At 60.6% G+C, this 19,904-nt stretch carries 19 protein-coding genes; 14 read left to right on the plus strand and 5 right to left on the minus strand.

Going from position 1 to position 19,904, the window contains the following annotated elements; all coding sequences use genetic code 11:
* Window positions 1-7 precede the first annotated feature (7 nt).
* A complete protein-coding gene (gene gatA, locus P2081_RS09575; RefSeq protein ID WP_278922645.1) occupies window positions 8-1,495 on the minus strand; it encodes an Asp-tRNA(Asn)/Glu-tRNA(Gln) amidotransferase subunit GatA in 1,488 nt (495 codons plus the stop codon).
* A gap of 4 nt (window positions 1,496-1,499) precedes the next feature.
* Entirely contained in the window at window positions 1,500-1,787 is a 288-nt protein-coding gene (gene gatC, locus P2081_RS09580) for an Asp-tRNA(Asn)/Glu-tRNA(Gln) amidotransferase subunit GatC (protein WP_278922646.1), read from the minus strand.
* A 295-nt stretch (window positions 1,788-2,082) separates the two neighbouring features.
* On the opposite strand from gatC, the gene P2081_RS09585 reads away from it, so the two are divergent.
* Complete coding sequence (locus tag P2081_RS09585) at window positions 2,083-2,775, plus strand: metal-dependent hydrolase (RefSeq protein WP_278922647.1); 693 nt, start codon at window positions 2,083-2,085, stop codon at window positions 2,773-2,775.
* Window positions 2,776-2,868: 93 nt separating this feature from the next.
* Here P2081_RS09585 and P2081_RS09590 read toward each other — a convergent pair whose 3' ends face one another.
* The gene (locus tag P2081_RS09590) at window positions 2,869-3,492 is read right to left on the minus strand and encodes a DNA-3-methyladenine glycosylase I (RefSeq protein ID WP_278922648.1); all 624 of its coding nucleotides are present in this window, start codon (window positions 3,490-3,492) and stop codon (window positions 2,869-2,871) included.
* Window positions 3,493-3,634: 142 nt separating this feature from the next.
* Entirely contained in the window at window positions 3,635-4,099 is a 465-nt protein-coding gene (locus tag P2081_RS09595) for a nucleoside deaminase (protein WP_278922649.1), read from the minus strand.
* Between the two features lie 63 nt (window positions 4,100-4,162).
* On the opposite strand from P2081_RS09595, the gene P2081_RS09600 reads away from it, so the two are divergent.
* The 13 genes from P2081_RS09600 to P2081_RS09660 all read left to right on the plus strand — a co-directional run bounded on the left by P2081_RS09600 (window position 4,163) and on the right by P2081_RS09660 (window position 18,885).
* Window positions 4,163-5,308: a pseudouridine synthase gene (locus P2081_RS09600; protein WP_278922650.1), complete on the plus strand. Its 1,146-nt coding sequence runs from the start codon at window positions 4,163-4,165 to the stop codon at window positions 5,306-5,308.
* Window positions 5,309-5,480: 172 nt separating this feature from the next.
* Window positions 5,481-6,416 (plus strand): 5-bromo-4-chloroindolyl phosphate hydrolysis family protein, encoded by a 936-nt coding sequence (locus P2081_RS09605; protein WP_278922651.1) that lies wholly within the window; start codon window positions 5,481-5,483, stop codon window positions 6,414-6,416.
* 23 nt (window positions 6,417-6,439) lie between these two features.
* Window positions 6,440-7,630 (plus strand): toxic anion resistance protein, encoded by a 1,191-nt coding sequence (locus P2081_RS09610; protein ID WP_278922652.1) that lies wholly within the window; start codon window positions 6,440-6,442, stop codon window positions 7,628-7,630.
* A 15-nt stretch (window positions 7,631-7,645) separates the two neighbouring features.
* Window positions 7,646-8,593: a DUF2927 domain-containing protein gene (locus tag P2081_RS09615; protein WP_278922653.1), complete on the plus strand. Its 948-nt coding sequence runs from the start codon at window positions 7,646-7,648 to the stop codon at window positions 8,591-8,593.
* 55 nt (window positions 8,594-8,648) lie between these two features.
* The gene (locus tag P2081_RS09620; protein ID WP_278922654.1) at window positions 8,649-9,794 is read left to right on the plus strand and encodes an SPFH domain-containing protein; all 1,146 of its coding nucleotides are present in this window, start codon (window positions 8,649-8,651) and stop codon (window positions 9,792-9,794) included.
* 189 nt (window positions 9,795-9,983) lie between these two features.
* On the plus strand, window positions 9,984-11,138 hold the full coding sequence (locus P2081_RS09625) for a TFIIB-type zinc finger domain-containing protein (RefSeq protein WP_278922655.1): 1,155 nt from the start codon (window positions 9,984-9,986) through the stop codon (window positions 11,136-11,138).
* 82 nt (window positions 11,139-11,220) lie between these two features.
* Window positions 11,221-11,904 carry a nitroreductase gene (locus P2081_RS09630; protein ID WP_278922656.1) on the plus strand — a complete coding sequence of 228 codons (684 nt, stop codon included), beginning with the start codon at window positions 11,221-11,223 and terminating at the stop codon, window positions 11,902-11,904.
* 54 nt (window positions 11,905-11,958) lie between these two features.
* Window positions 11,959-12,405 carry a D-aminoacyl-tRNA deacylase gene (dtd, locus tag P2081_RS09635; RefSeq protein ID WP_278922657.1) on the plus strand — a complete coding sequence of 149 codons (447 nt, stop codon included), beginning with the start codon at window positions 11,959-11,961 and terminating at the stop codon, window positions 12,403-12,405.
* A 427-nt stretch (window positions 12,406-12,832) separates the two neighbouring features.
* Window positions 12,833-14,416, plus strand: coding sequence for an ABC transporter substrate-binding protein (locus tag P2081_RS09640; protein WP_278922658.1), 1,584 nt, complete (start codon window positions 12,833-12,835; stop codon window positions 14,414-14,416).
* A 1-nt stretch (window position 14,417) separates the two neighbouring features.
* The gene (locus tag P2081_RS09645; RefSeq protein WP_278922659.1) at window positions 14,418-15,377 is read left to right on the plus strand and encodes an ABC transporter permease; all 960 of its coding nucleotides are present in this window, start codon (window positions 14,418-14,420) and stop codon (window positions 15,375-15,377) included.
* On the plus strand, window positions 15,374-16,189 hold the full coding sequence (locus P2081_RS09650; RefSeq protein WP_278922660.1) for an ABC transporter permease: 816 nt from the start codon (window positions 15,374-15,376) through the stop codon (window positions 16,187-16,189). The genes P2081_RS09645 and P2081_RS09650 overlap by 4 nt, the downstream gene beginning before the upstream one ends.
* Window positions 16,186-17,823 (plus strand): ABC transporter ATP-binding protein, encoded by a 1,638-nt coding sequence (locus tag P2081_RS09655; protein WP_278922661.1) that lies wholly within the window; start codon window positions 16,186-16,188, stop codon window positions 17,821-17,823. Before P2081_RS09650 ends, P2081_RS09655 begins: the two co-directional genes overlap by 4 nt.
* A 207-nt stretch (window positions 17,824-18,030) precedes the next feature.
* Window positions 18,031-18,885, plus strand: a complete 855-nt coding sequence (locus P2081_RS09660) for an alkaline phosphatase family protein (RefSeq protein WP_278922662.1) — start codon at window positions 18,031-18,033, stop codon at window positions 18,883-18,885.
* On the opposite strand, the gene P2081_RS09665 is transcribed toward P2081_RS09660, so the two are convergent.
* Entirely contained in the window at window positions 18,882-19,841 is a 960-nt protein-coding gene (locus P2081_RS09665) for an alpha/beta hydrolase (protein ID WP_278922663.1), read from the minus strand. The two genes, P2081_RS09660 and P2081_RS09665, sit on opposite strands and share 4 nt — an antisense overlap.
* Window positions 19,842-19,904: the final 63 nt, after the last annotated feature.

The raw sequence follows: 19,904 nt of genomic DNA on the forward strand, positions 1-19,904 counted from the left end.
GCTGAGCTTACCACCAATTTCCCGGCTTTGCCACAAATCCGGTCGATTGCTCCAGCGCGTAGGCGGTATTGAGCAGATCTCCCTCTTCCCAGGGGCGCCCAATCAGTTGCAGGCCCAGTGGCAGCCCCTGGCTGTCCAGCCCCGCAGGCAGGGCAATCCCGGGCAGACCGGCAAGATTCACGGTGACGGTAAAGACATCGAGCAGATACATCGCAACCGGGTCGGCATCGGACATTTCGCCCAAACCAAAGGCCGCCGAGGGGGTCGCAGGGGTCAGAATTGCATCGACACCTGCAGCAAAGACATTCTCAAAGTCCTGCTTGATCAGGCTACGCACCCGGCGCGCCCGGTTGTAATAGGCGTCGTAAAAGCCAGCCGAAAGCACATAGGTGCCAACCATAATGCGGCGCTTCACCTCATCGCCAAAGCCCTGAGCGCGGGTCTTTTCATACATTTCGGTGATACCATCGCCCGCTTCGAGCGTGGCGCGGTTTCCATAGCGCACACCATCATAGCGCGCCAGGTTCGACGAGGCCTCGGCCGGGGCAATCACGTAATAGGCTGGCAGCGCATATTTGGTATGCGGCAGAGAGATATCGACGATCTCGGCACCTGCCGCCTTGAGCATGTCCCGCCCTTCAGCCCAGAGCTTTTCGATCTCGGCGGGCATGCCCTCCATGTGATATTCCCGGGGGATACCGATCTTTTTGCCACGGATATCGCCCGTCAGCATCGCCTCGAAGTTTGGCACCGCCAGATCGGCACTGGTGCTGTCCTTGGGGTCATGACCCGACATCGCCTCTAGCATGATGGCCGCATCACGCACCGATTTGGTCATTGGACCAGCCTGATCCAGCGAAGAGGCAAAAGCAACGACACCCCAGCGCGAGCAACGGCCATAGGTTGGCTTGATGCCAACAGTGCCGGTAAAGGCCGCAGGCTGGCGGATCGACCCGCCTGTATCGGTGCCGGTTGCAGCAAGGCAAAGGTCAGCGGCAACGGCAGCGGCGGAACCACCGGAAGAGCCCCCCGGTGTCAGCTGCGCATCGGATCCTTCGCGCCGCCAAGGGCTGACCGCATTGCCGTAAGTGGAGGTCTCGTTGGACGAGCCCATGGCAAATTCATCCATGTTCAACTTGCCCAGCATCACCGCGCCATCATCCGCCAATTGCTGCGAAACGGTGCTTTCATATTCTGGCACAAAACCTTCGAGGATGTTGGACGCCGCCTGGCTGGCCACCCCCTTGGTGCAGAAAAGGTCCTTGATCCCGACGGGCAGACCGCACATGGCTGGCGCATCGCCCTGTTTCAGCCGTGCGTCTGCAGCGGCGGCGCGTTCCAGCGCGATTTCCGGGGTTTTATGCACAAAAGCGTTCAGCGCATCCGCCTTGTCGATGGCAGTGAGGCAGGCCTGGGTGAGCTCAACAGAGGTGGTTTCGCCCTTACGCAGCGCATCGCGGGCCTCTGCCAGGCCCAATTTGTTCAGATCGCTCATCTGTTCACTCCATCACTTTGGGGACGGCAAAAAAGCCTTCGCGGGCATCGGGGGCATTGGACAGGATCCTGTCCTGCTGGTTGCCGTCGGTGACCACATCCGCACGCCGTTTCAGACGCTGAGGCGTGACCGAGGTCATTGGCTCGACCCCTTCCACATCGACTTCGTTCAGCTGTTCGATGAACTCTAGGATCGTGTTGAATTCGGCGGCCAGGGCTGGCAGCGCGTCATCTTCCACCTTGATCCGGGCCAGTTTGGCCACTTTGGCGGCGGTGTTTTGGTCAATCGACATGGAAACCCTCATCTCGTGTTCATGGTGGCATTTACCGGGGCGATGCGCGCGCCGCAAGCCTGTGCTCTGCTCTGGTGGGGTGAATATCGGGGAAAACCGCGTCAAAATCCACTGCGGGACGACCCTGCCCCGCCGCCTGCCGCCAAAAGCAGCAGCAATAATCAGCCCATGCACTGCCGCGTGTACATGTGTTGCGCCACAATGGGGCGCTTCGGGCCAGAATGGGGTGGCATTCATCTGCACAGCCCCTAGGCTGACGACACACACGCTTGATTTGAAACCAAGGGAGAGCGACATGAAAATCATCTGGCTGGGACATGGCAGCTTTCGCATCGAAACAGGCGACAGGGTGTTGCTGGTTGATCCCTGGCTGACCGGCAATCCGACGCTGCAAGAGAGCCAGCACGACGAGGCGGTGAACGGTGCGACCCATATCATTCTGACCCATACCCATTTTGACCATGTGGTGGATGTGCTGCCGCTGGCCAAGGCCCTGAAAATCCCGGTGGTGGGGCAGTATGACCTGATGGGCTTTTGGGGCGAAAGCGAGGGGATTTCCACCATAGGCTTCAACAAGGGCGGCACGGTGGATCTGGGCGGGCCAAAGTTGGCCATGGTGCCTGCCTCGCACAGCTCGACCTTTACCACCGAAGAGGGGCTACGGGCCGGCGGCTCTGAGGTGGGCTATGTGATCATGGCCGAGGGCAGGACGATCTATCTGTCCGGCGATACAGCCCTGATGGCAGATATGGACTGGATCGGCGACTACTACAAACCCGATATCGGCATCCTGAGCGCGGGGGGCCATTTCACCATGGATATGCAGCAGACCGCCTATGCTGCAAAGCGCTATTTCAAGTTCAAGATGCTGATTCCCTGCCACTACCGCACCTTTCCCATCCTGGAGCAGAGCGCCGATGTTCTGATCGAGGCCCTGCCCGACGTCGCGGTGATCGAACCGCAGGTAATGCAGGCAATCGAGGTCTGAAACGCGCAGGAAGCGCTCCCGCCCGTTGTCGGCTCTGCTGCGCAGAACCGCGCCCGTTGGGCCGGGCGCCGGGCAACGCCCGGCGCGGTTGCGTCACGCCCCCGGCGTTACCTGTGGGGCGATAAAAGCGGCGCGTGCGGCATCGGCTTTGGCACGGCAAATGCAGCCCCTGGCATGATCATTGATCAAGCCCATTGCCTGCATGAAGGCAAAGGCGGTGGTGGGGCCGACAAATTTCCAGCCCCGTTTCTTCAGGGCCTTGGACAGGGCAACAGAATCCGGGCTGGTGCTTTGTGTCTGCGGCTCTGGCAGCGTCTTCGGGTCTGGCTCGAAGCTCCAGAAAAACGCCGCCAGCGAGCCCGCTTCGGCCACCAGTTCCTGGGCGCAGCGGGCATTGTTGATCACGGATTCGATCTTGCCGCGATGGCGAATGATGCCCTCATCCTGCAGCAGCCGTTCGACATCCTCTTCGGTGAAAGAGGCGATCACAGTCCAGTCGAAACCGCAAAAGGCGCGGCGGAAATTTTCCCGCTTGGCCAGAATGGTGCGCCAGCTCAGTCCCGACTGAAAGCTCTCGAGGCAGATTTTCTCAAACAGGCGGATATCATCCCCTACGGGGTAGCCCCATTCGGCATCATGATAGGCGTCAAATTCAGGCGCCGAGGCGCTCCAGGCGCAGCGGGGCTGGCCGTCTTGCCCGGTGATCACTTTGCTCATTCGCCTATTCCCTTTTCCTTGCCCCCGTTGTTTTGACCAAGGCGCGCCGTTCAAACCGCCCTGACCTCGCCTCACCTACTGAAATGCCGGGCAAAAATCCAGTCGGCGAAACAGCGGCAGCGCAGGGACACCGGCCCTGCGCCTATCGGCGGGCGGCAAAGAAATCGCGCAGGATCTCTGCGGCTTCCAGCTCGGCGATACCCTCATAGACCTCTGGCGCGTGATGCGCCTGGGGGTGCGAGAACACGCAGGCCCCATGCGCCACGCCGCCAGACTTGGGGTCTGATGCACCGTAATAGACCCGCCGAATGCGGGCCGCCGCGATGGCAGCCGCACACATGGCACAGGGCTCCAGCGTGACATAGAGATCATAGCCCGGCAGCCGCTCTGCGCCGACAGCGGCACAGGCCGCGCGCAGCACAAGAATCTCGGCATGGGCGGTGGGATCCGACAGCGCCCTGGTGCGGTTGCCATCGCGTGCCACCACCTGCCCCCCCGGCGCGACCAGCACGGCCCCAACCGGCACTTCCCCCCGCGCGGCGGCGGCACGGGCCTCTGCAAGGGCTGTTTCCATATGCGATGTGAACATGGCGGGTTTTCTTTCCATGGCCTTTCCTGCCCCGGAATGGGAGCTTTCGCAAGCCAGCGGAATGCTCTATGTCCCAAAACCATGAGCAAAGCACCCCGACCCCCCAAGGGCAAGGCCCCACCCAAGGCCCAAGCCTCCGCCAAGTCTGCCAGCAAGGCAGTGCCTGATGCGTCCTCCCCTAGCGACGGCTCCCCAACCGGGGACCGCATCGCCAAGGTATTGTCGCGGGCGGGTGTTGCCTCGCGCCGCGAGGCCGAGCGCATGATTGCCGAGGGTCGGGTCAAGGTCAACGGCAGCCAGATCGACAGCCCGGCGCTGAATGTCAGCAGCGCTGACCGCATTCTGGTGGATGGCAAACCCCTGCCCGAGGCCGAAGCACCCCGCCTGTGGCTGTACAACAAGCCCGCCGGGCTGGTGACCAGTAACAGCGATGAAAAGGGGCGGCGCACCATTTTTGACGAACTGCCCGAAGACCTGCCGCGGGTGATGACGGTTGGGCGCCTGGATCTCAACTCCGAAGGGCTGTTGCTGCTGACCAATGATGGTGGCATCAAACGCCGCCTTGAACTGCCCTCGACAGGCTGGTTGCGGCGCTACCGGGTGCGGATCAATGGCCGCCCCAAGGACGAAGATTTTGAACCCCTGCGCAAGGGGTTGGTGATTGACGGCGAACGCTTTCAGCCCATGACGGTTGCGCTGGATCGCCAGCAAGGCGCCAATGCCTGGCTGACCATCGGCATACGCGAAGGCAAGAACCGCGAGATCCGCCGCGCGCTGGAAGATATCGGCTTTAACGTCAACCGATTGCTGCGGCTATCCTATGGCCCGTTTCAGCTGGGCACCCTGAAGCTGGGCGAGGTGGAAGAGCTGCGCCCGCGTGTGGTGCGCGATCAGTTGGGGCTGGAACCCGAAGAGGTGGAAGAGACCCCGGCCCGTCGGCCCACCCGCGGCAAGCCCTTTGGCAAAGCGGCCGGAAAACCAGCAGGAAAACCGGGAAGGCCCGGCGCCCCTGCTGGGCGCTCGGCGGGGGCGCCAACCGGACGCCCCGGCGGCCCTGGCAAACAATCCGATAGCCAGCGCGGCGTCGGCAAACCTGGCGCAAGAACAGGTGGAAAACCTGTCGGTAAATTTGGCGGAAAACCCAGCGGGAGCGGAGCATCAGGCAAACCTGCAGGCCGGACATCAGGGCCAAAAAATCGCCCCGGTGGCAAGAATCCCCGCCGCTGAGGCACTTCGGGAAGACTTCCCCCTAGCAAGTACCTCTCGCATCCCCTAGTTTCTTGGTAACAAGAGACAACAGCGCTTTGCGAGGGGAACACGCGTGCAGAAAATTGCCTTTGCCGCTTTGCTATTCCTGATGATCGGCCTGAGCACTGGCTGGATCGTGGGGGGCTGACGCATGGCACAACAGTTTGGCGGTAAATTCAGCCCCAAGGGCTCCTCCCGCTCTGGCCGGGACAGCGCAGAGCAAGGCGCCGCCTCTGACAATGCGCCCCTGGCGCGTCCCCATGCCAGCACCCGCAATGCCACCACCGATCCGGTGGGGCTGCGCGCGAACCTGATGTTCATCCCAGCGGGGCTGATGCTGCTGCTTTCTCTCAATGACGGCGCAACCGGGCTGGCCCTCGGGCTGGTGGCGGCGGCACTCTGGACGGGCGGGGCCTATATGCTACGCGAAGGCCTGCGCGCCACAGCTGCCTTTCAGGCCCGGCGCGTGGCCCGCCGCCCCGCCCTGCCCCGCAAGATCCTGGCCGCCCTTCTGGTTGGCACCGGCGCAGCGCTTGCCGCCTGGAAGGCCGAACCGGGTCTGCTGATTGCCACCATCTATGGCCTAGCGACCTGCGGGTTGCATCTGGCTGCCTTTGGTCTGGATCCTTTGCAGAACAAGGGCACCGAAGGCATTGATGACTTTCAGCAAAACCGGGTAGCCCGCGCCGTCGAGGAAGCTGAATTCAACCTGGATGCCATGACCGATGCCGCGCTGCGGGCCCGCGACCGCGAGGTCGAAGAGAGGGTCGAACAGTTTCAGGCCGTCGCGCGCGAGCTGTTTCGCACGGTCGAAGAAGACCCGCGCGATCTGACCGCCGCCCGCAAGTACCTGACGGTCTATTTGCAGGGCGCGCGCGACGCCACAGTGAAATTTGCCGACATATACACCCGCAGCGGCGATGCGACGGCCCGCAGCGATTACCTGGCCCTGCTGCACGACCTGGAACAGAATTTTACTGCCCGCACCCGCAAGATGCTGCTGGAAGACCGCAGCGATCTGACCGTTGAAATTGATGTGCTGCGCGACCGGCTACAGCGTGAAGGCGTCCATCTGGACCGTAGCTAACCTCTTTGCAAGGAACCCTCTTGATGTCTGAAATAGTTCAAAAAAAAGCCGCCGAAGCCGAGGCCCAGGTCATGGCTGTTGCCGCCACAACCCTGCCCGAACCCGTCGAGGCAGTGGCGCCGCTGCAAGAGGCCACGCCAGAGGTAAGCGCTGAAATCCAGACCCGGATCGGTGAAATCGACATGGGCGACAGCAATTCGATCATCCGCTTCGGCTCTGGCGCTCAGGCGGAATTGCAGACAATCAGTCAGGCTATGCTGGCGGATGTGCGCAACAAGGATGTCGGCCCGGCAGGCGACTCGCTGCGCAATATCGTCACTACCATCCGCGGCTTTTCGGTCTCGGAACTGGACGTGCGCCGCAAACCCAGCTTCTGGGAGCGCCTTTTGGGCCGCGCCGCGCCCTTTGCCAAATTCACCGCCCGGTTTGAAAGCATTCAAGGCCAGATCGACAAGATCACCGATGATCTGTTGGGCCATGAGCACACCCTGCTGAAAGACATCAAATCGCTGGATATGCTTTATGAGAAAACGCTGAACTTCTATGACGAACTGGCGCTATACATTGCTGCCGGCGAGGCCAAGCTGGCCGATCTGGATGCCACGGATATCCCAGCGTTGGAGGCAGCCGTTGCCGCCGCACCAGAGGCCGATCAGGTGATGCGCGCACAAGAGCTGCGCGATCTGCGTGCTGCCCGTGACGATCTGGAACGCCGGGTGCATGATCTCAAGCTGACCCGCCAGGTTACCATGCAGTCGCTGCCCTCGATCCGGCTGGTGCAGGAAAACGACAAAAGCCTGGTCACCAAGATCAACTCGACCCTCGTCAATACGGTGCCGCTGTGGGAAACCCAGCTTGCCCAGGCGGTTACCATCCAGCGCTCTGCCGAGGCCGCCCAGGCGGTCAGCTCGGCCAATGATCTTACCAATGAGCTGCTGACCTCCAATGCGGCCAACCTGCGCCAAAGCAACAAGATGATCCGAGAAGAGATGGAGCGCGGCGTCTTTGACATCGAAGCCGTGAAACAGGCCAATGCGGATCTGGTGGGCACCATCCAGGAAAGCCTGCAAATCGCCGATGAAGGCAAGGCCCGCCGTGCTGCCGCCGAAGCAGAGCTGAAAAAGATGGAAGCCGAGCTGCGCGACACATTGGCGGCTGCCAAGGCGCGCAAGGATGGGGTCGGCGATACCGCCGCCACCTCGGTACCTGGTTAAATGCGGCGGGCGTCCATGGCCCTGTGGCGCAGCCTCGCCCCCCCGGCAGCGGCAGGCATTGGCCTTGCCGCCCTCGCGGTGCTGACCGCCTGTCTGCCCGTCAATGATACCACATCCTTGGTACCGCAGCCGCGTCCAGATGTGCTGCCTGCAGCCTATCGCCCCCCCTCGGCCGAGAGCGCCCAGCTGCGCAACTATTACCGGGTGCTGCAACAGGATCTACTAACCCGCGGATTGCTGCGCACGGACGGCGGCGGGCCGGAAACCCCCTTTGATGCCGATGATCTGGCAGAGCACTTTGAGGCCATTGCCTTTTACAGTGAATATGGTGGGCGCGGCGGCGGTTTGACCGGTGGGCTAAGCCGCTGGTCCGGCCCGGTGAAACTGGTTGCCGAATTTGGCCCCTCGGTGCCCGAAAGCCAACGCAATCGTGATCGCAAGGTGCTGCGCGCCTATGGCGAACGGCTGGCGCGGGTCACCGGCCATAGCATCACAACCGCGCCGAGACGGGGCAATTTCCACGTGATCTTTGCCAGTGCCGATGACCGCGCCTTTGTGGCTGAAACGGTCCGCTCCCTGCTGCCCAACCTCAGCGACAACGACCTGCAACTCTTTATCAATCCACCGCGCACGCATTATTGTTTTGTGCTGGCAGGCGGCCCACAGAATGCACCGTTCGACTATCTGCGCGGCGTTGCGCTGATCCGCGCCGAACACCCCGATCTGGTGCGCGACAGCTGCATCCACGAAGAGGTCGCGCAGGGCCTTGGCCTGCTGAACGACAGCCCGCGCGCCCGCCCCTCTATCTTTAATGACGATGATGAATTTGCCTTCTTGACCCGTCATGACGAGCTGCTGTTGGAAATGCTCTATGATCCGCGCCTGCGCACAGGCATGAGCGTCGAAGAAGCCCGCCCAATCATACGCATCCTTGCCCGCGACGTAATGGGGCAGCCTCTCTAGCTGCAACTGCCCCGTTTGCCTGCCTTACATACGACTATAGAAAAGGACCTGAACCATGGGAATATTTGACTTTCTCAAAGGCGAATTCATCGACGTCATCCACTGGACCGATGACAGCCGCGACACCATGGTCTGGCGGTTTGAACGCGAAGCGCATGAGATCAAATACGGCGCCAAGCTGACCGTCCGCGAAGGCCAATCGGCGGTCTTTGTGCACGAAGGCCAGCTGGCAGATGTCTTCACGCCGGGCCTTTACCTGCTTGAAACCAACAACATGCCGGTGATGACCACACTGCAGCACTGGGATCATGGTTTTCAGTCGCCGTTCAAATCCGAAATCTATTTTGTAAATACAACCCGTTTCAACAACCTGAAATGGGGCACCAAGAACCCGATCATCTGTCGCGATCCCGAATTTGGCCCGGTACGACTGCGCGCCTTTGGCAGCTATTCGGTCCGGGTGGTGGATGCCGCGCGCTTTCTGACTGAAATCGTTGGCACCGATGGTGAATTCACCATGGATGAGATCTCTTTCCAGATCCGCAATATCATCGTGCAAGAGTTTTCGCGCGCGGTGGCAGGATCGGGCATTCCGGTGCTGGATATGGCGGCCAATACTGCGGATCTGGGCAAGCTGGTCGCTGCCGAAATCGCGCCAACCCTGGCGGAATACGGGCTGAGCATCCCCGAACTGTATATCGAAAACATCTCGCTGCCGCCTGCGGTCGAACAGGCGATGGACAAGCGCACCCAGATGGGCATTGTCGGCGATCTGGGCCGCTATACCCAATTTGCCGCCGCCGAGGCAATGGAAGCCGCTGCAACCACCCCAAACAGTGGCATGGGGGCCGGAATGGGCATGGGCATGGGGATGGCCATGGCGCAACAAATGGCCAATACCGGCCAGGCCGCTGGCCCCTGGGGGGCCCGCCCTGCCGCCGCAGCACCAGCGCAGGCAGCCGCCCCCGCAGCCCCACCGCCACCGCCGGTCGAACATGTCTGGCACACGGCTGAGAATGGCACCACCTCTGGGCCCTTTTCCAAGGCGCGTCTGGGCCGCATGGCACAGGAGGGTAGCCTGACCCGTGACACCCATGTGTGGACACCTGGCCAGGACGGGTGGATGCGCGCCGGTGACGTCGCTGAACTGGCACAGCTCTTCACTATTCTGCCACCGCCGCCACCGCCGCCAGCCGCCTAAGTCGCAGCCAGGCAACCGGCCCGTTGATGCCGCGCCGCTGGCGCTATTCCAGGGCTTGTCGCGTTCACTTGCATCCACGTGACTGGCCATAGACATTCGATATAGCATGTTCATTAGCGCAAAACCGGCACCCGTTTTTGCGCAACTTGCTCTCACTGGCCAGTTTTGGCCTCTAGCCTTGGTAGTATTGTGACTGACCTTCCGCCCCCTGCACCACCAGCCGCCCCGCAAGACAGCTGGGACCCAGCAGGCCCGCAAAGCCCGATCGAAACCAACCGCTTTCCCTGCGAACAATGCGGTGCCGACTACCGTTTTGACCCAAAGGAAGGGCGCCTGATCTGCGGCCATTGTGGTCATGGTCAAGAGGTGCAAGAGGCCGCCCCACAGGGCGGTGCCCTGCGTGAGCTGGATTTCAAGGCCGCGCTGGCCGCGCGCCTGCCCGAAGCCGAGATGGAGGTAACGCGGGTTTCCACCTGCCCCAACTGCGCCGCCCAGGTCGAGTTTTCGGATGAAACCCATGCGCTGGAATGCCCGTTCTGCGCTACCCCCGTAGTGGCAGATACCGGCGAGAGCCGCCACATCAAACCCAAGGGCGTCGTGCCCTTCATGCTGGCAGAACCTGCCGCACAAAAGGCCATGGCAAACTGGCTCGGCTCTCTGTGGTTTGCCCCTAATGGCCTGCAGGCCTATGCCCGCAAGGGGCGGCGCATGGAGGGAATCTACGTCCCCTACTGGACCTATGACGCCAAGACCAAGAGCCGCTATTCCGGGGCGCGGGGCACCACCTATTACGTCTCTGAAACGGTGATGGTGGATGGCAAGGCAGAAATCCGCAGGGTGGCCAAGATCCGCTGGACCCCGGTGTCCGGCCGGGTTTCACGGTTCTTTGACGATGTGCTGGTGCTGGCCTCCAAGAGCCTGCCAAAACGTTATACCGATGCGCTGGAACCCTGGGATCTGTCGCATCTTGCCCCCTATCAGCCGCAGTTTCTGGCCGGCTTTCGCGCCGAAGCCTATGCCATCCCCCTGGACGAGGGCTTTAATGAGGCACGCGCCCATATGGATCGAGTGATCGAACGCGACGTGCGGTTTGACATCGGCGGCGACCGCCAGCGTATTTCAAACATCGACACGGCGCTTTCGGACGTGACCTTCAAACATGTGCTGCTGCCGGTCTGGATGGCCGCCTATAAATATCGCGGCAAGACCTATCGCTTTGTAATCAATGGGCAAAGCGGCAGGGTTCAGGGCGAACGCCCCTATTCCAGCTGGAAGATCGCCGGTGCCGTTCTTCTGGGGCTCGCGCTGTTGGGCGTGGCGGCCTATTTTGGCGCCCAAAGCTAGCCGTCGGCGGTATGATTTCCCAAAATCCGGGGCAAGAAACCCGCAAGACAAATGCCAATACCTGATGACAGGACGACAAAATATGACCGCTCCGCTGCCCAGCCTGCCCGCTCTTGAGGCGCTGTTTTCCGCCCGCCACAGTTGCCGCGCCTTTCGCCCCGATCCGCTGCCGCGCGCGATGATCGAAGACATCCTGAGATGCGCCCAGAAAGTTCCCTCTTGGTGCAACGCGCAGCCGTGGAAAGTCACCGTGACCAGCGGCGCAGAAACCGATCGCCTGCGTCACGCCCTGACACAGGCGGCCATGGCGGGCGGCCACAGTCCTGATCTCGACTTCCCCAAGGCCTATCTGGATGAATATAAAGCCCGACGCCGGGAATGCGGCTGGGCATTATACGAGGCGGTCGGGGTCGAAAAAGGCGACAGCGCCGGATCTGCCCGGCAGATGATGGAAAATTTCACCCTGTTTGGCGCGCCCCACTGCGCGGTGCTGTCGACACCAAACGATCTGGGAGGATATGGCGCGATGGATTGCGGTGGTTTTGTCGCAGGCTTCACCCTAGCGGCACAGGCTGCCGGCGTGGCAAGCATTCCCCAGGCGGCGGTGGCCTCTTTTGCGCCGCTGCTGCACGAAATGCTGCAAATTCCAGAGGACCGCCAGATCCTCTGCGCCATTTCCTTTGGCTATGGCGATCCGGACCACCCCGCCAATCGTTTTCGCACCAGCCGCGCCGCCCTGCCTGAATTCACCGACTGGCGCGACTAGACGCTGGCCCCTGTCCCCCGCCGCCATAAAGGTGGTTGCAAAGGTTCTTTCTCAATGCGTGCAGTCATTCAACGTGTTTCGCAAGCCTCGGTTACCGTCGATCAACAGGTGATCGGCGAGATCGACGCCGGGCTTTTGGTGCTGATCTGCGCCATGCAGGGCGACGGCAAATCCCAGGCCGATTACCTGGCCAGAAAGATCGCCAAGCTGCGGATCTTTACCGATGATGCCGGCAAGATGAACCGCTCTGTGGTGGATATTTCGGGGTCTATTCTGGTGATCAGCCAATTTACCCTGGCCGCCGAAACCCACCGTGGCAACCGACCTGGCTTTTCCACGGCCGCGCCCCCTGCAGAGGGGGAGGCGCTCTACCTCTATTTTGCCGATCAACTGGAAGCGCTGGGTCTGCCGGTACAACGCGGCGAATTTGGCGCCGATATGAAGGTTCGTCTGCTGAATGATGGCCCCGTGACCATCTGGATGGACAGCGCCGACCGCTAGGCCGCGCGCGCCACTGCCGACGACTTGCCAGGTTCCGCCCCTTAGACCCGTCCTTTCTGCAGTGGCAGGACAGAGTCGCTCTTTGACCATTCGAGGTCGGATTCGCATCAGTTTTACAAGAAACGCCCCATTGCCCGACAGTTTTCCCAAAAAATGCAGCGCTTGGTCCCAAAGGTCATAAAAACTCAGCAGAAGGGAAATACCGCTACAAAAGCTGGTTTACCTCGCAAATGCGGCATGACACCTTAAGAAGGCGACACCGGGTGGAATGTGAAACTTTGCAAAAGTTTCCGCGGCCCGGCCTTGTCGTTATTAAAGCTTGCGAGGTCGCGGCAAATGCGCAAATCTTGTCGCACCATACAAGAAATTGCCGCCAAGGTCGCGTTCCGGGATCGCAGGCCGCAAATATAATAACTGGGAGACATCGATGAACGATCACCTTCATTTTCTGGCACGCCATGCCGCCGCCGGCAAACTCAGCCGCCGCGACTTCATGGCAAAAGCCGCCGCCCTAGGCTTTAGCGCCGCCGCTGCCGGCACCCTGCTGACCTCGCAAGCCCACGCTGCCGAGCCGCAAAAGGGGGGGACCATCCGTATGGGCCTGCAAGGCGGCAGCACCACCGACAGCCTGGATCCAGCCCTGTCGACCAATATGGTCGCCTTGATGATGATCCGCCTCTGGGGCGAGTCCCTGGTAGAACTGAACGACGATGGCGGCCTGGATGGCAAAGTAGCGGAAAGCTATGAGGCCTCGGCTGATGCCCGCGTCTGGACCTTCAAGATCCGCGAAGGCATCACCTTCTCCAACGGTAAATCCGTCACCGCCGAAGACGTCGTCAAAACCATGGAACGCCATTCGGGCGAAGACACCAAGTCTGGCGCGCTTGGCATCATGCGCGGCATCAAGAACGTGTCGGCCGATGGCAACAATGTTGTTATTGAGCTGGAATCGCCCAACGCCGACCTTCCCTATCTGCTGGCCGATTACCACCTGGTGATCCAGCCGAATGGTGGCATGGATGATCCCACTGCCGCCATTGGTACCGGCCCCTATATCCTCAAGGATGTAGACATGGGCGTGCGTATCGTAGCCGAAAAGAACCCCAACCACTGGGGCGACCTTGGCTATGCCGACACCATTGAGCTGATCGTGATCAACGACAACACCGCCCGCGTTGCTGCGCTGCAGTCTGGTCAGGTTGACATGATCGACCGGGTTCCACCCCGGACGGCGAAACTGGTTGACCGCGCCCCCAATATCAATGTGCATTCCACATCCGGCCCTGGCCACTATGTGTTCATCATGCACTGCGACACCGCGCCGTTTGACAACAACGATCTGCGGATGGCGTTGAAATATGGCATCAACCGTCAGGAAATGGTCGACAAGGTTCTGAACGGCTATGGCTCTGTTGGCAACGACAGCCCCATCAACTCTTCCTATCCGATGTTCACCCCTGCCGAGCAGCGTGAATACGACCCGGATAAAGCCATGTTCCACCTGAAGAAATCGGGGCATGATGGCGAGATCCTGCTGCGCACCTCGGATAACTCCTTCCCCGGCGCACCAGATGCGGCAGCCCTGTTCCAGCAGTCCTGTGCCAGCGCGGGCATCAACCTGAACGTCAAGCGCGAGCCCAATGACGGTTACTGGTCCGAGGTCTGGAATGCACAGCCCTTCTGCACCAGCTACTGGGGGGGGCGTCCGACGCAGGACCAGATGTTCACCACCGCCTATCTGTCGACGGCAGACTGGAACGACACCCGGTTCAACAATGAAAAGTTCGACCAGCTGCTGCTGGCAGCCCGCGCCGAGCTGGACACTGCCAAGCGGACGCAAATGTATGCGGACATGGGCGAAATCCAGCGCAACGAAGGCGGCTTGATCTGTCCGATGTTCAACGATTTTGTTGATGCGACATCGGATCGTCTGGGTGGCTGGGTGGAAAACACCAAAGGCCAGCCGCTGATGAACGCCTACGCCCCAATGAAAATGTGGGTGAAGGCATAAGATGCCCCTGATTATCAAATTGTTGGCCCAACGCATTGCGTTGGGCCTCATCCTGTTGTTTCTCGTCTCGGGGCTGATTTTTGCCGGTACAATCATCCTGCCAGGGGATGTGGCACAGTCCATTCTGGGACAATCTGCAACCCCTGAAGCCCTGGCAAACCTGCGTGCCGAACTTGGCCTGAATGAACCCGCCTTGCAGCGCTACCTCTCTTGGCTGGGCGGTCTTGTGCAGGGCGATCTGGGCACTGCTCTGACCTCTGGGCGCGATATCGGCGAAAGCATCTCTCAGCGCCTGTCCAATACGCTCTTCCTGGCCTTCTGGGCCGCCATCGTCGCCGTGCCGCTGGCGATCTTCCTGGGGCTTTTGGCGGTGCGGTTTCGCGAACGTTGGCCCGACAAGGCGATTTCTGGCGTCACGCTTGCCTCAATCTCTATTCCCGAATTTCTGATCGGCTATGTCCTGATGTTCTTCTTTGGCGTCAAACTGGGCTGGTTTTACCCCACCGCCACGGCCTTTCGCCCGGATGCGGCGCTGTTCGACAAACTGGAATCTATCGCCCTGCCCGTCGCGACGCTGACGCTGGTCGTGCTGGCCCATATGATGCGCATGACCCGCGCCGCCATTTTGAATGTGATGCAATCGGCCTATATCGAGACGGCTGAACTGAAGGGCCTGAACGGGCTGCAGGTGATTGTGCGCCATGCGCTGCCAAACGCCATCGCACCCATCGTCAATGTGGTGATGCTGAACCTTGCCTATCTGGTTGTCGGCGTCGTGGTGATCGAAGTTGTCTTTGTCTATCCTGGCATGGGCCAATATCTGGTGGACAGTGTTTCCAAACGCGACGTGCCCGTTGTGCAGGCCTGCGGCATCATCTTTGCCGCCGTCTACATCGGCATGAACATGATCGCCGACATTGTCTCTATCCTGTCCAACCCAAGACTGAGGCATCCAAAATGAGAATACCTCTTGCTGCAGCCATTGGGCTCTTCTTTACCGCACTTTACTTTCTTGCCGCCATCTTCGCGCCGCTCCTGGCCCCCTACGGCTATGCCGAGGTGGTCAGCACGGGCTATTGGGATCCCCCCAGCGCCGAATTCCTGCTGGGCACCGATGGCATTGGCCGCGATCTTCTGTCCCGGATGATCTATGGCGGGCGTACCACCATCTTTGTTGCCACCGCTGCGACCATCCTGTCCTTTACCACCGGATCTGTGCTCGGGTTTCTGGCCGCTGTCGCCGGGGGCTGGGTTGATCAGCTGCTGTCGCGCTTTGTCGATCTCTTGATGTCGATCCCCTCGTTGATCTTTGCGCTGGTTGTCCTGTCGGTGATGCCTGTCACCCTGCCGGTGCTGGTCCTGGTTATGGGCCTCCTGGATTCCACCCGCGTTTTCCGCCTGTCGCGTGCTGTCGCGGTGGATATCGAGGTCATGGACTACGTCGAGGCTGCGCGCCTGCGTGGTGAAAAAACCATCTGGATCATCTTCCGTGAGATCCTGCCCAATGCGCTGTCACCGCTGGTGGCTGAAATGGGACTGCGCTTTATCTTCATGGTGCTCTTTGTGTCGACCCTGTCGTTCCTGGGCCTTGGAATCCAACCACCACAGGCGGATTGGGGCGGCATCGTAAAGGAAAACGCCGAAGGCATCGTCTATGGCATTCCTGCCGCGCTGATGCCGGCCTTTGCCATCGCCACCCTGGCTATTTCGGTCAATCTGGTGGCGGATTGGGTGCTGAACCGAACCACCTCACTGAAAGGAGGCCGCGGATGAGCGATCCACAATTGAAGGTCCGCGACCTGAAAATCGGCGCAACGGTCTACCCGCCCGGAGAAAAACCCCATGACATCGAAATTGTCCACGGGGTGAGCTTTGATCTGGAAAAGGGCAAGGTTCTGGGGCTGATCGGGGAATCCGGGGCAGGCAAATCGACCATTGGCCTGGCCGCCATGGCCTATGGCCGCGGTGGTGTCAAAATCACCGGGGGTGAGGTCTGGATCAATGGCCGCGATGTGCTGCAATCGGGCACCGGCGACATTCGCAAACTGCGCGGCGCCGAGGTGACCTATGTGTCCCAATCTGCCGCAGCCTCTTTCAACCCGGCAAAAAAGATCCTGGACCAGGTGGTCGAAGCGGCTGTCGAACAAAAGAAGTTCAGCCGCAAAGAGGCAGAGGCCCGCGCCCGAGATCTGTTTGACAAGCTGGGCCTGCCCAACCCTGAAACCATCGGCGACCGCTATCCGCATCAGGTCTCTGGTGGGCAGCTGCAACGCTGCATGACGGCGCTGGCGCTGTGTCCCGAACCGGACCTGGTGGTCTTTGATGAACCAACAACCGCGCTGGATGTCACCACCCAGATCGACGTGTTGATGGCCATCAAGGCCGCCATCCGCGAAACGGGTGTTGCGGCGCTGTATATCACGCATGATCTGGCCGTTGTGGCCCAGGTCAGCGACGATATCATGGTGCTGCGCCACGGCAATATGGTCGAATATGGCTCGGTTGATCAGATCATCAACGCCCCGCAAGAAGACTACACCCAGGCGCTGGTCTCGGTGCGGTCGATTGAACATGCGGAAAAAGAGTCTGCCGGGGATCCCGTGCTGAGCGTGCGCAATATCACTGCCCGCTACAAGGGCACGCAGTTCGATGTGTTGCACAACGTCAATGTCGATCTCTATCCGGGGCAGACGCTGGCGGTGGTGGGCGAATCCGGGTCGGGCAAATCGACCCTTGCGCGGGTGATCACCGGGCTATTGCCGCCGCGCGAAGGCGAGATCGAATTTGCCGGAAGGACGCTCTCGCCCGATCTGGCGGGACGCTCGCGCGAGGATCTGCGCGAATTGCAGATGATCTACCAGATGGCAGATGTGGCGATGAATCCACGTCAGACCGTGGGCACCATCATTGGTCGGCCGCTTGAGTTCTATTTCAACATGTCGGGCAAGGAAAAACGCAAGCGGATCATCGAACTGCTTGACGAGATCGAGCTGGGCGAAGACTTCATGGATCGCTACCCGGCAGAACTGTCAGGCGGACAAAAGCAGCGGGTCTGCATTGCCCGCGCCCTGGCGGCCAAACCCAAGATGATCATCTGTGACGAGGTCACCTCGGCGCTGGATCCACTGGTCGCGGATGGCATTCTCAAGCTCTTGTTGAACCTGCAAAAGATCGAGGATGTTGCCTTTCTCTTCATCACCCACGATCTGGCCACCGTGCGCGCCATTTCCGACACCATTGCGGTGATGTATCAGGGCAAGGTGCAGCGCTATGGCAGCAAGACCCAGGTGCTGAGCCCGCCCTTTGACGACTACACAGATCTGTTGCTCAGCTCGGTGCCGGAAATGCGTCTGGGCTGGCTGGAAGAGGTGATTTCCAACCGCAAGATGGAAAGCGCCGGCAACTGAGCCAAGCGCGCCCCACCAACCAACACGAATGACAGGCTCAGGCCCGCGCGATTGCGCGGGCCTGATGCTATGGCGCGGCGGTTTCTGTAGGCCGTGACGCGCCATCACGGCCCTATGGTGATGCCATTTTACGCCAGGATCAACTTTCTGAATGGCAATTCAAGATTTGATCGCAATGATGGGGCAAAGAGACAAAGGATTCGCGCCATGGACAACAAACTGCTTCTCATCATTCTGGATGGGGTGCCCTATCGCAACTTTCGGCGGCTATTTGGCAATCTGGAAGGCTGGGTCGACAGCGGCGACGCCCGTGTCTGGAAACAGCGCGCGGTGCTGCCCTCAATTTCAGCCAGTTGCTATGCCTCGATCCACACAGGCGTGGCCCCGGCCGAACATGGCTGTACCGGAAATGGCAATGTCTTTCGACTGGAACACAAGGATGTCTTTTCCCAAGTTCGTGAAGCCGGGGGCACCACAGGGGCCGTGGCGCACAGTTTCTGGTCGCAGTTTTTCAACCGCCACCCTTTTGATTTTGTGCGCGATATTGAATATGATGAACCCGAAAGCGACAGTATCAACCATGGTCGTTTCCACACCATGACTGGCTATGGTCTGACCAACCAGATGACGCCCTCGGATGTGGATCTCTTTGGCACCCTGACCAATCTCTGCCTGCGCTTTGGCCTGAACTACGGCATGCTGCACACCTGCACGCTTGACAGTATGGGACATCGTTTTTTCCATGACTGCCAGGAAATGGACCACGCCTGTTTTGTCATGGATGAAATGCTGGCCCCCTTTATCAGCCGCTGGCGTCAGATGGGCTATGAGGTGATCGTCACCGCCGACCATGGCCAGGACGAACGCGGCCATCACGGCGGGCGCAGCGCGCTGCAACAGGAAACCGCGCTCTACTACTTTGGCGATGCGCAGGGGCCGGCGAAAGACGATGTTATCGACCAGCGTCAACTGGCCCCCACCATCCTAAGCCGACTGGGCGCGCCTGTAGCCGATACAATGAAGGCGCAGTCGTTTCTCAGCGAAGCCCCCAACGCGCGTTAATCATAGGGCCAAAGCCCTTGCCCCAGGGCCTCTACCGCTGCAGAGATCCGTTCAAAGCTATCGCGGGCGCGCCCCACTGTGTGGCGGGCCCGCAGATAGCCATGGACCAGGCCCGGCTCGTTGACCCAATAGGCCTTGCCGCCCGCAGCAAGCACCTTGTCGCGGTAGTCGCGGCTGTCATCGCGCACCGGGTCGCAATCGGCCGATACCAGCACCGTGGGCGGCAGATGGCTGAAATCGCTATCTTGCAACGGCGCATAGCTGGGGTCAGCCTCTGTGCTGGGACTGCTGCCCTTGGGGCGGCGAATGTCCTGGTAGAACAGCACCTCGTCACGGGTCAGCATCGGGGCATGCGCATGTTCAAGGTAGGATCCTGCATTCACATCACCGCCAAAGGCACCATAGATCAGAACCTGCCCCATAATGGCCGCCTGAACCGCAGCCTCGCCCCGCGCCCCATGGGCCAGCGCAGCACAGAGATTGGCCCCGGCGCTATCGCCCATGAGCACAACCCCCTCGCCATAGGTCGTGATCACCCAGCACAGCGCCTGCCATGCATCGTCATACATCGCCGGGTGTTGATGTTCTGGCGCCAGCCGATAGTCCACGGCCACCACGCGATAGCCAGTCTGGGCGCAGATTTCGGCACAAATGTCATCGTGGCTCTCAAGGCCGCCAACCACAAAGCCGCCCCCATGGCAAAACAGTACCGTGCGCGTTGGATCACCCGCGCTGTAGATCCGCAGCGACACATCGGGATTGCCGGGCGCAGCGCTGATCTGGCGGTCTTCGGTTTCGACCAAGGCCGGACGTGCCGCCAGGAAGGCCCGCGCCATTTCATCATAAAGCGTGCGCTGCTCGGCGATGCTTTGCGCGACAGCATCCTCAGGATAGCACTCCCCGGTCTTGCGAATGAAGGCCCAGGTTTCTTCGTCGATCAGCCGTTCGTAGTCCATTCCCGATCCTTCGTAGCGGTAGTTTCACGGCGCAAGACTAGGCCAGAGCAAGCGGTGATGGAA

Source organism: Pseudophaeobacter profundi, assembly GCF_029697505.1.
GTDB lineage: Bacteria > Pseudomonadota > Alphaproteobacteria > Rhodobacterales > Rhodobacteraceae > Pseudophaeobacter > Pseudophaeobacter profundi.

Excerpts from the sequence above, each read along its gene's own strand:
- gatA (WP_278922645.1), bottom strand. The coding sequence starts at position 1,495 with ATGAGCGATCTGAACAAATTGGGCCTGGCAGAGGCCCGCGATGCGCTG.
- gatC (WP_278922646.1), bottom strand. The coding sequence starts at position 1,787 with ATGTCGATTGACCAAAACACCGCCGCCAAAGTGGCCAAACTGGCCCGG.
- P2081_RS09585 (WP_278922647.1), top strand. The coding sequence starts at position 2,083 with ATGAAAATCATCTGGCTGGGACATGGCAGCTTTCGCATCGAAACAGGC.
- P2081_RS09590 (WP_278922648.1), bottom strand. The coding sequence starts at position 3,492 with ATGAGCAAAGTGATCACCGGGCAAGACGGCCAGCCCCGCTGCGCCTGG.
- P2081_RS09595 (WP_278922649.1), bottom strand. The coding sequence starts at position 4,099 with ATGGAAAGAAAACCCGCCATGTTCACATCGCATATGGAAACAGCCCTT.
- P2081_RS09600 (WP_278922650.1), top strand. The coding sequence starts at position 4,163 with ATGAGCAAAGCACCCCGACCCCCCAAGGGCAAGGCCCCACCCAAGGCC.
- P2081_RS09605 (WP_278922651.1), top strand. The coding sequence starts at position 5,481 with ATGGCACAACAGTTTGGCGGTAAATTCAGCCCCAAGGGCTCCTCCCGC.
- P2081_RS09610 (WP_278922652.1), top strand. The coding sequence starts at position 6,440 with ATGTCTGAAATAGTTCAAAAAAAAGCCGCCGAAGCCGAGGCCCAGGTC.
- P2081_RS09615 (WP_278922653.1), top strand. The coding sequence starts at position 7,646 with ATGGCCCTGTGGCGCAGCCTCGCCCCCCCGGCAGCGGCAGGCATTGGC.
- P2081_RS09620 (WP_278922654.1), top strand. The coding sequence starts at position 8,649 with ATGGGAATATTTGACTTTCTCAAAGGCGAATTCATCGACGTCATCCAC.
- P2081_RS09630 (WP_278922656.1), top strand. The coding sequence starts at position 11,221 with ATGACCGCTCCGCTGCCCAGCCTGCCCGCTCTTGAGGCGCTGTTTTCC.
- dtd (WP_278922657.1), top strand. The coding sequence starts at position 11,959 with ATGCGTGCAGTCATTCAACGTGTTTCGCAAGCCTCGGTTACCGTCGAT.
- P2081_RS09640 (WP_278922658.1), top strand. The coding sequence starts at position 12,833 with ATGAACGATCACCTTCATTTTCTGGCACGCCATGCCGCCGCCGGCAAA.
- P2081_RS09645 (WP_278922659.1), top strand. The coding sequence starts at position 14,418 with ATGCCCCTGATTATCAAATTGTTGGCCCAACGCATTGCGTTGGGCCTC.
- P2081_RS09650 (WP_278922660.1), top strand. The coding sequence starts at position 15,374 with ATGAGAATACCTCTTGCTGCAGCCATTGGGCTCTTCTTTACCGCACTT.
- P2081_RS09655 (WP_278922661.1), top strand. The coding sequence starts at position 16,186 with ATGAGCGATCCACAATTGAAGGTCCGCGACCTGAAAATCGGCGCAACG.
- P2081_RS09660 (WP_278922662.1), top strand. The coding sequence starts at position 18,031 with ATGGACAACAAACTGCTTCTCATCATTCTGGATGGGGTGCCCTATCGC.
- P2081_RS09665 (WP_278922663.1), bottom strand. The coding sequence starts at position 19,841 with ATGGACTACGAACGGCTGATCGACGAAGAAACCTGGGCCTTCATTCGC.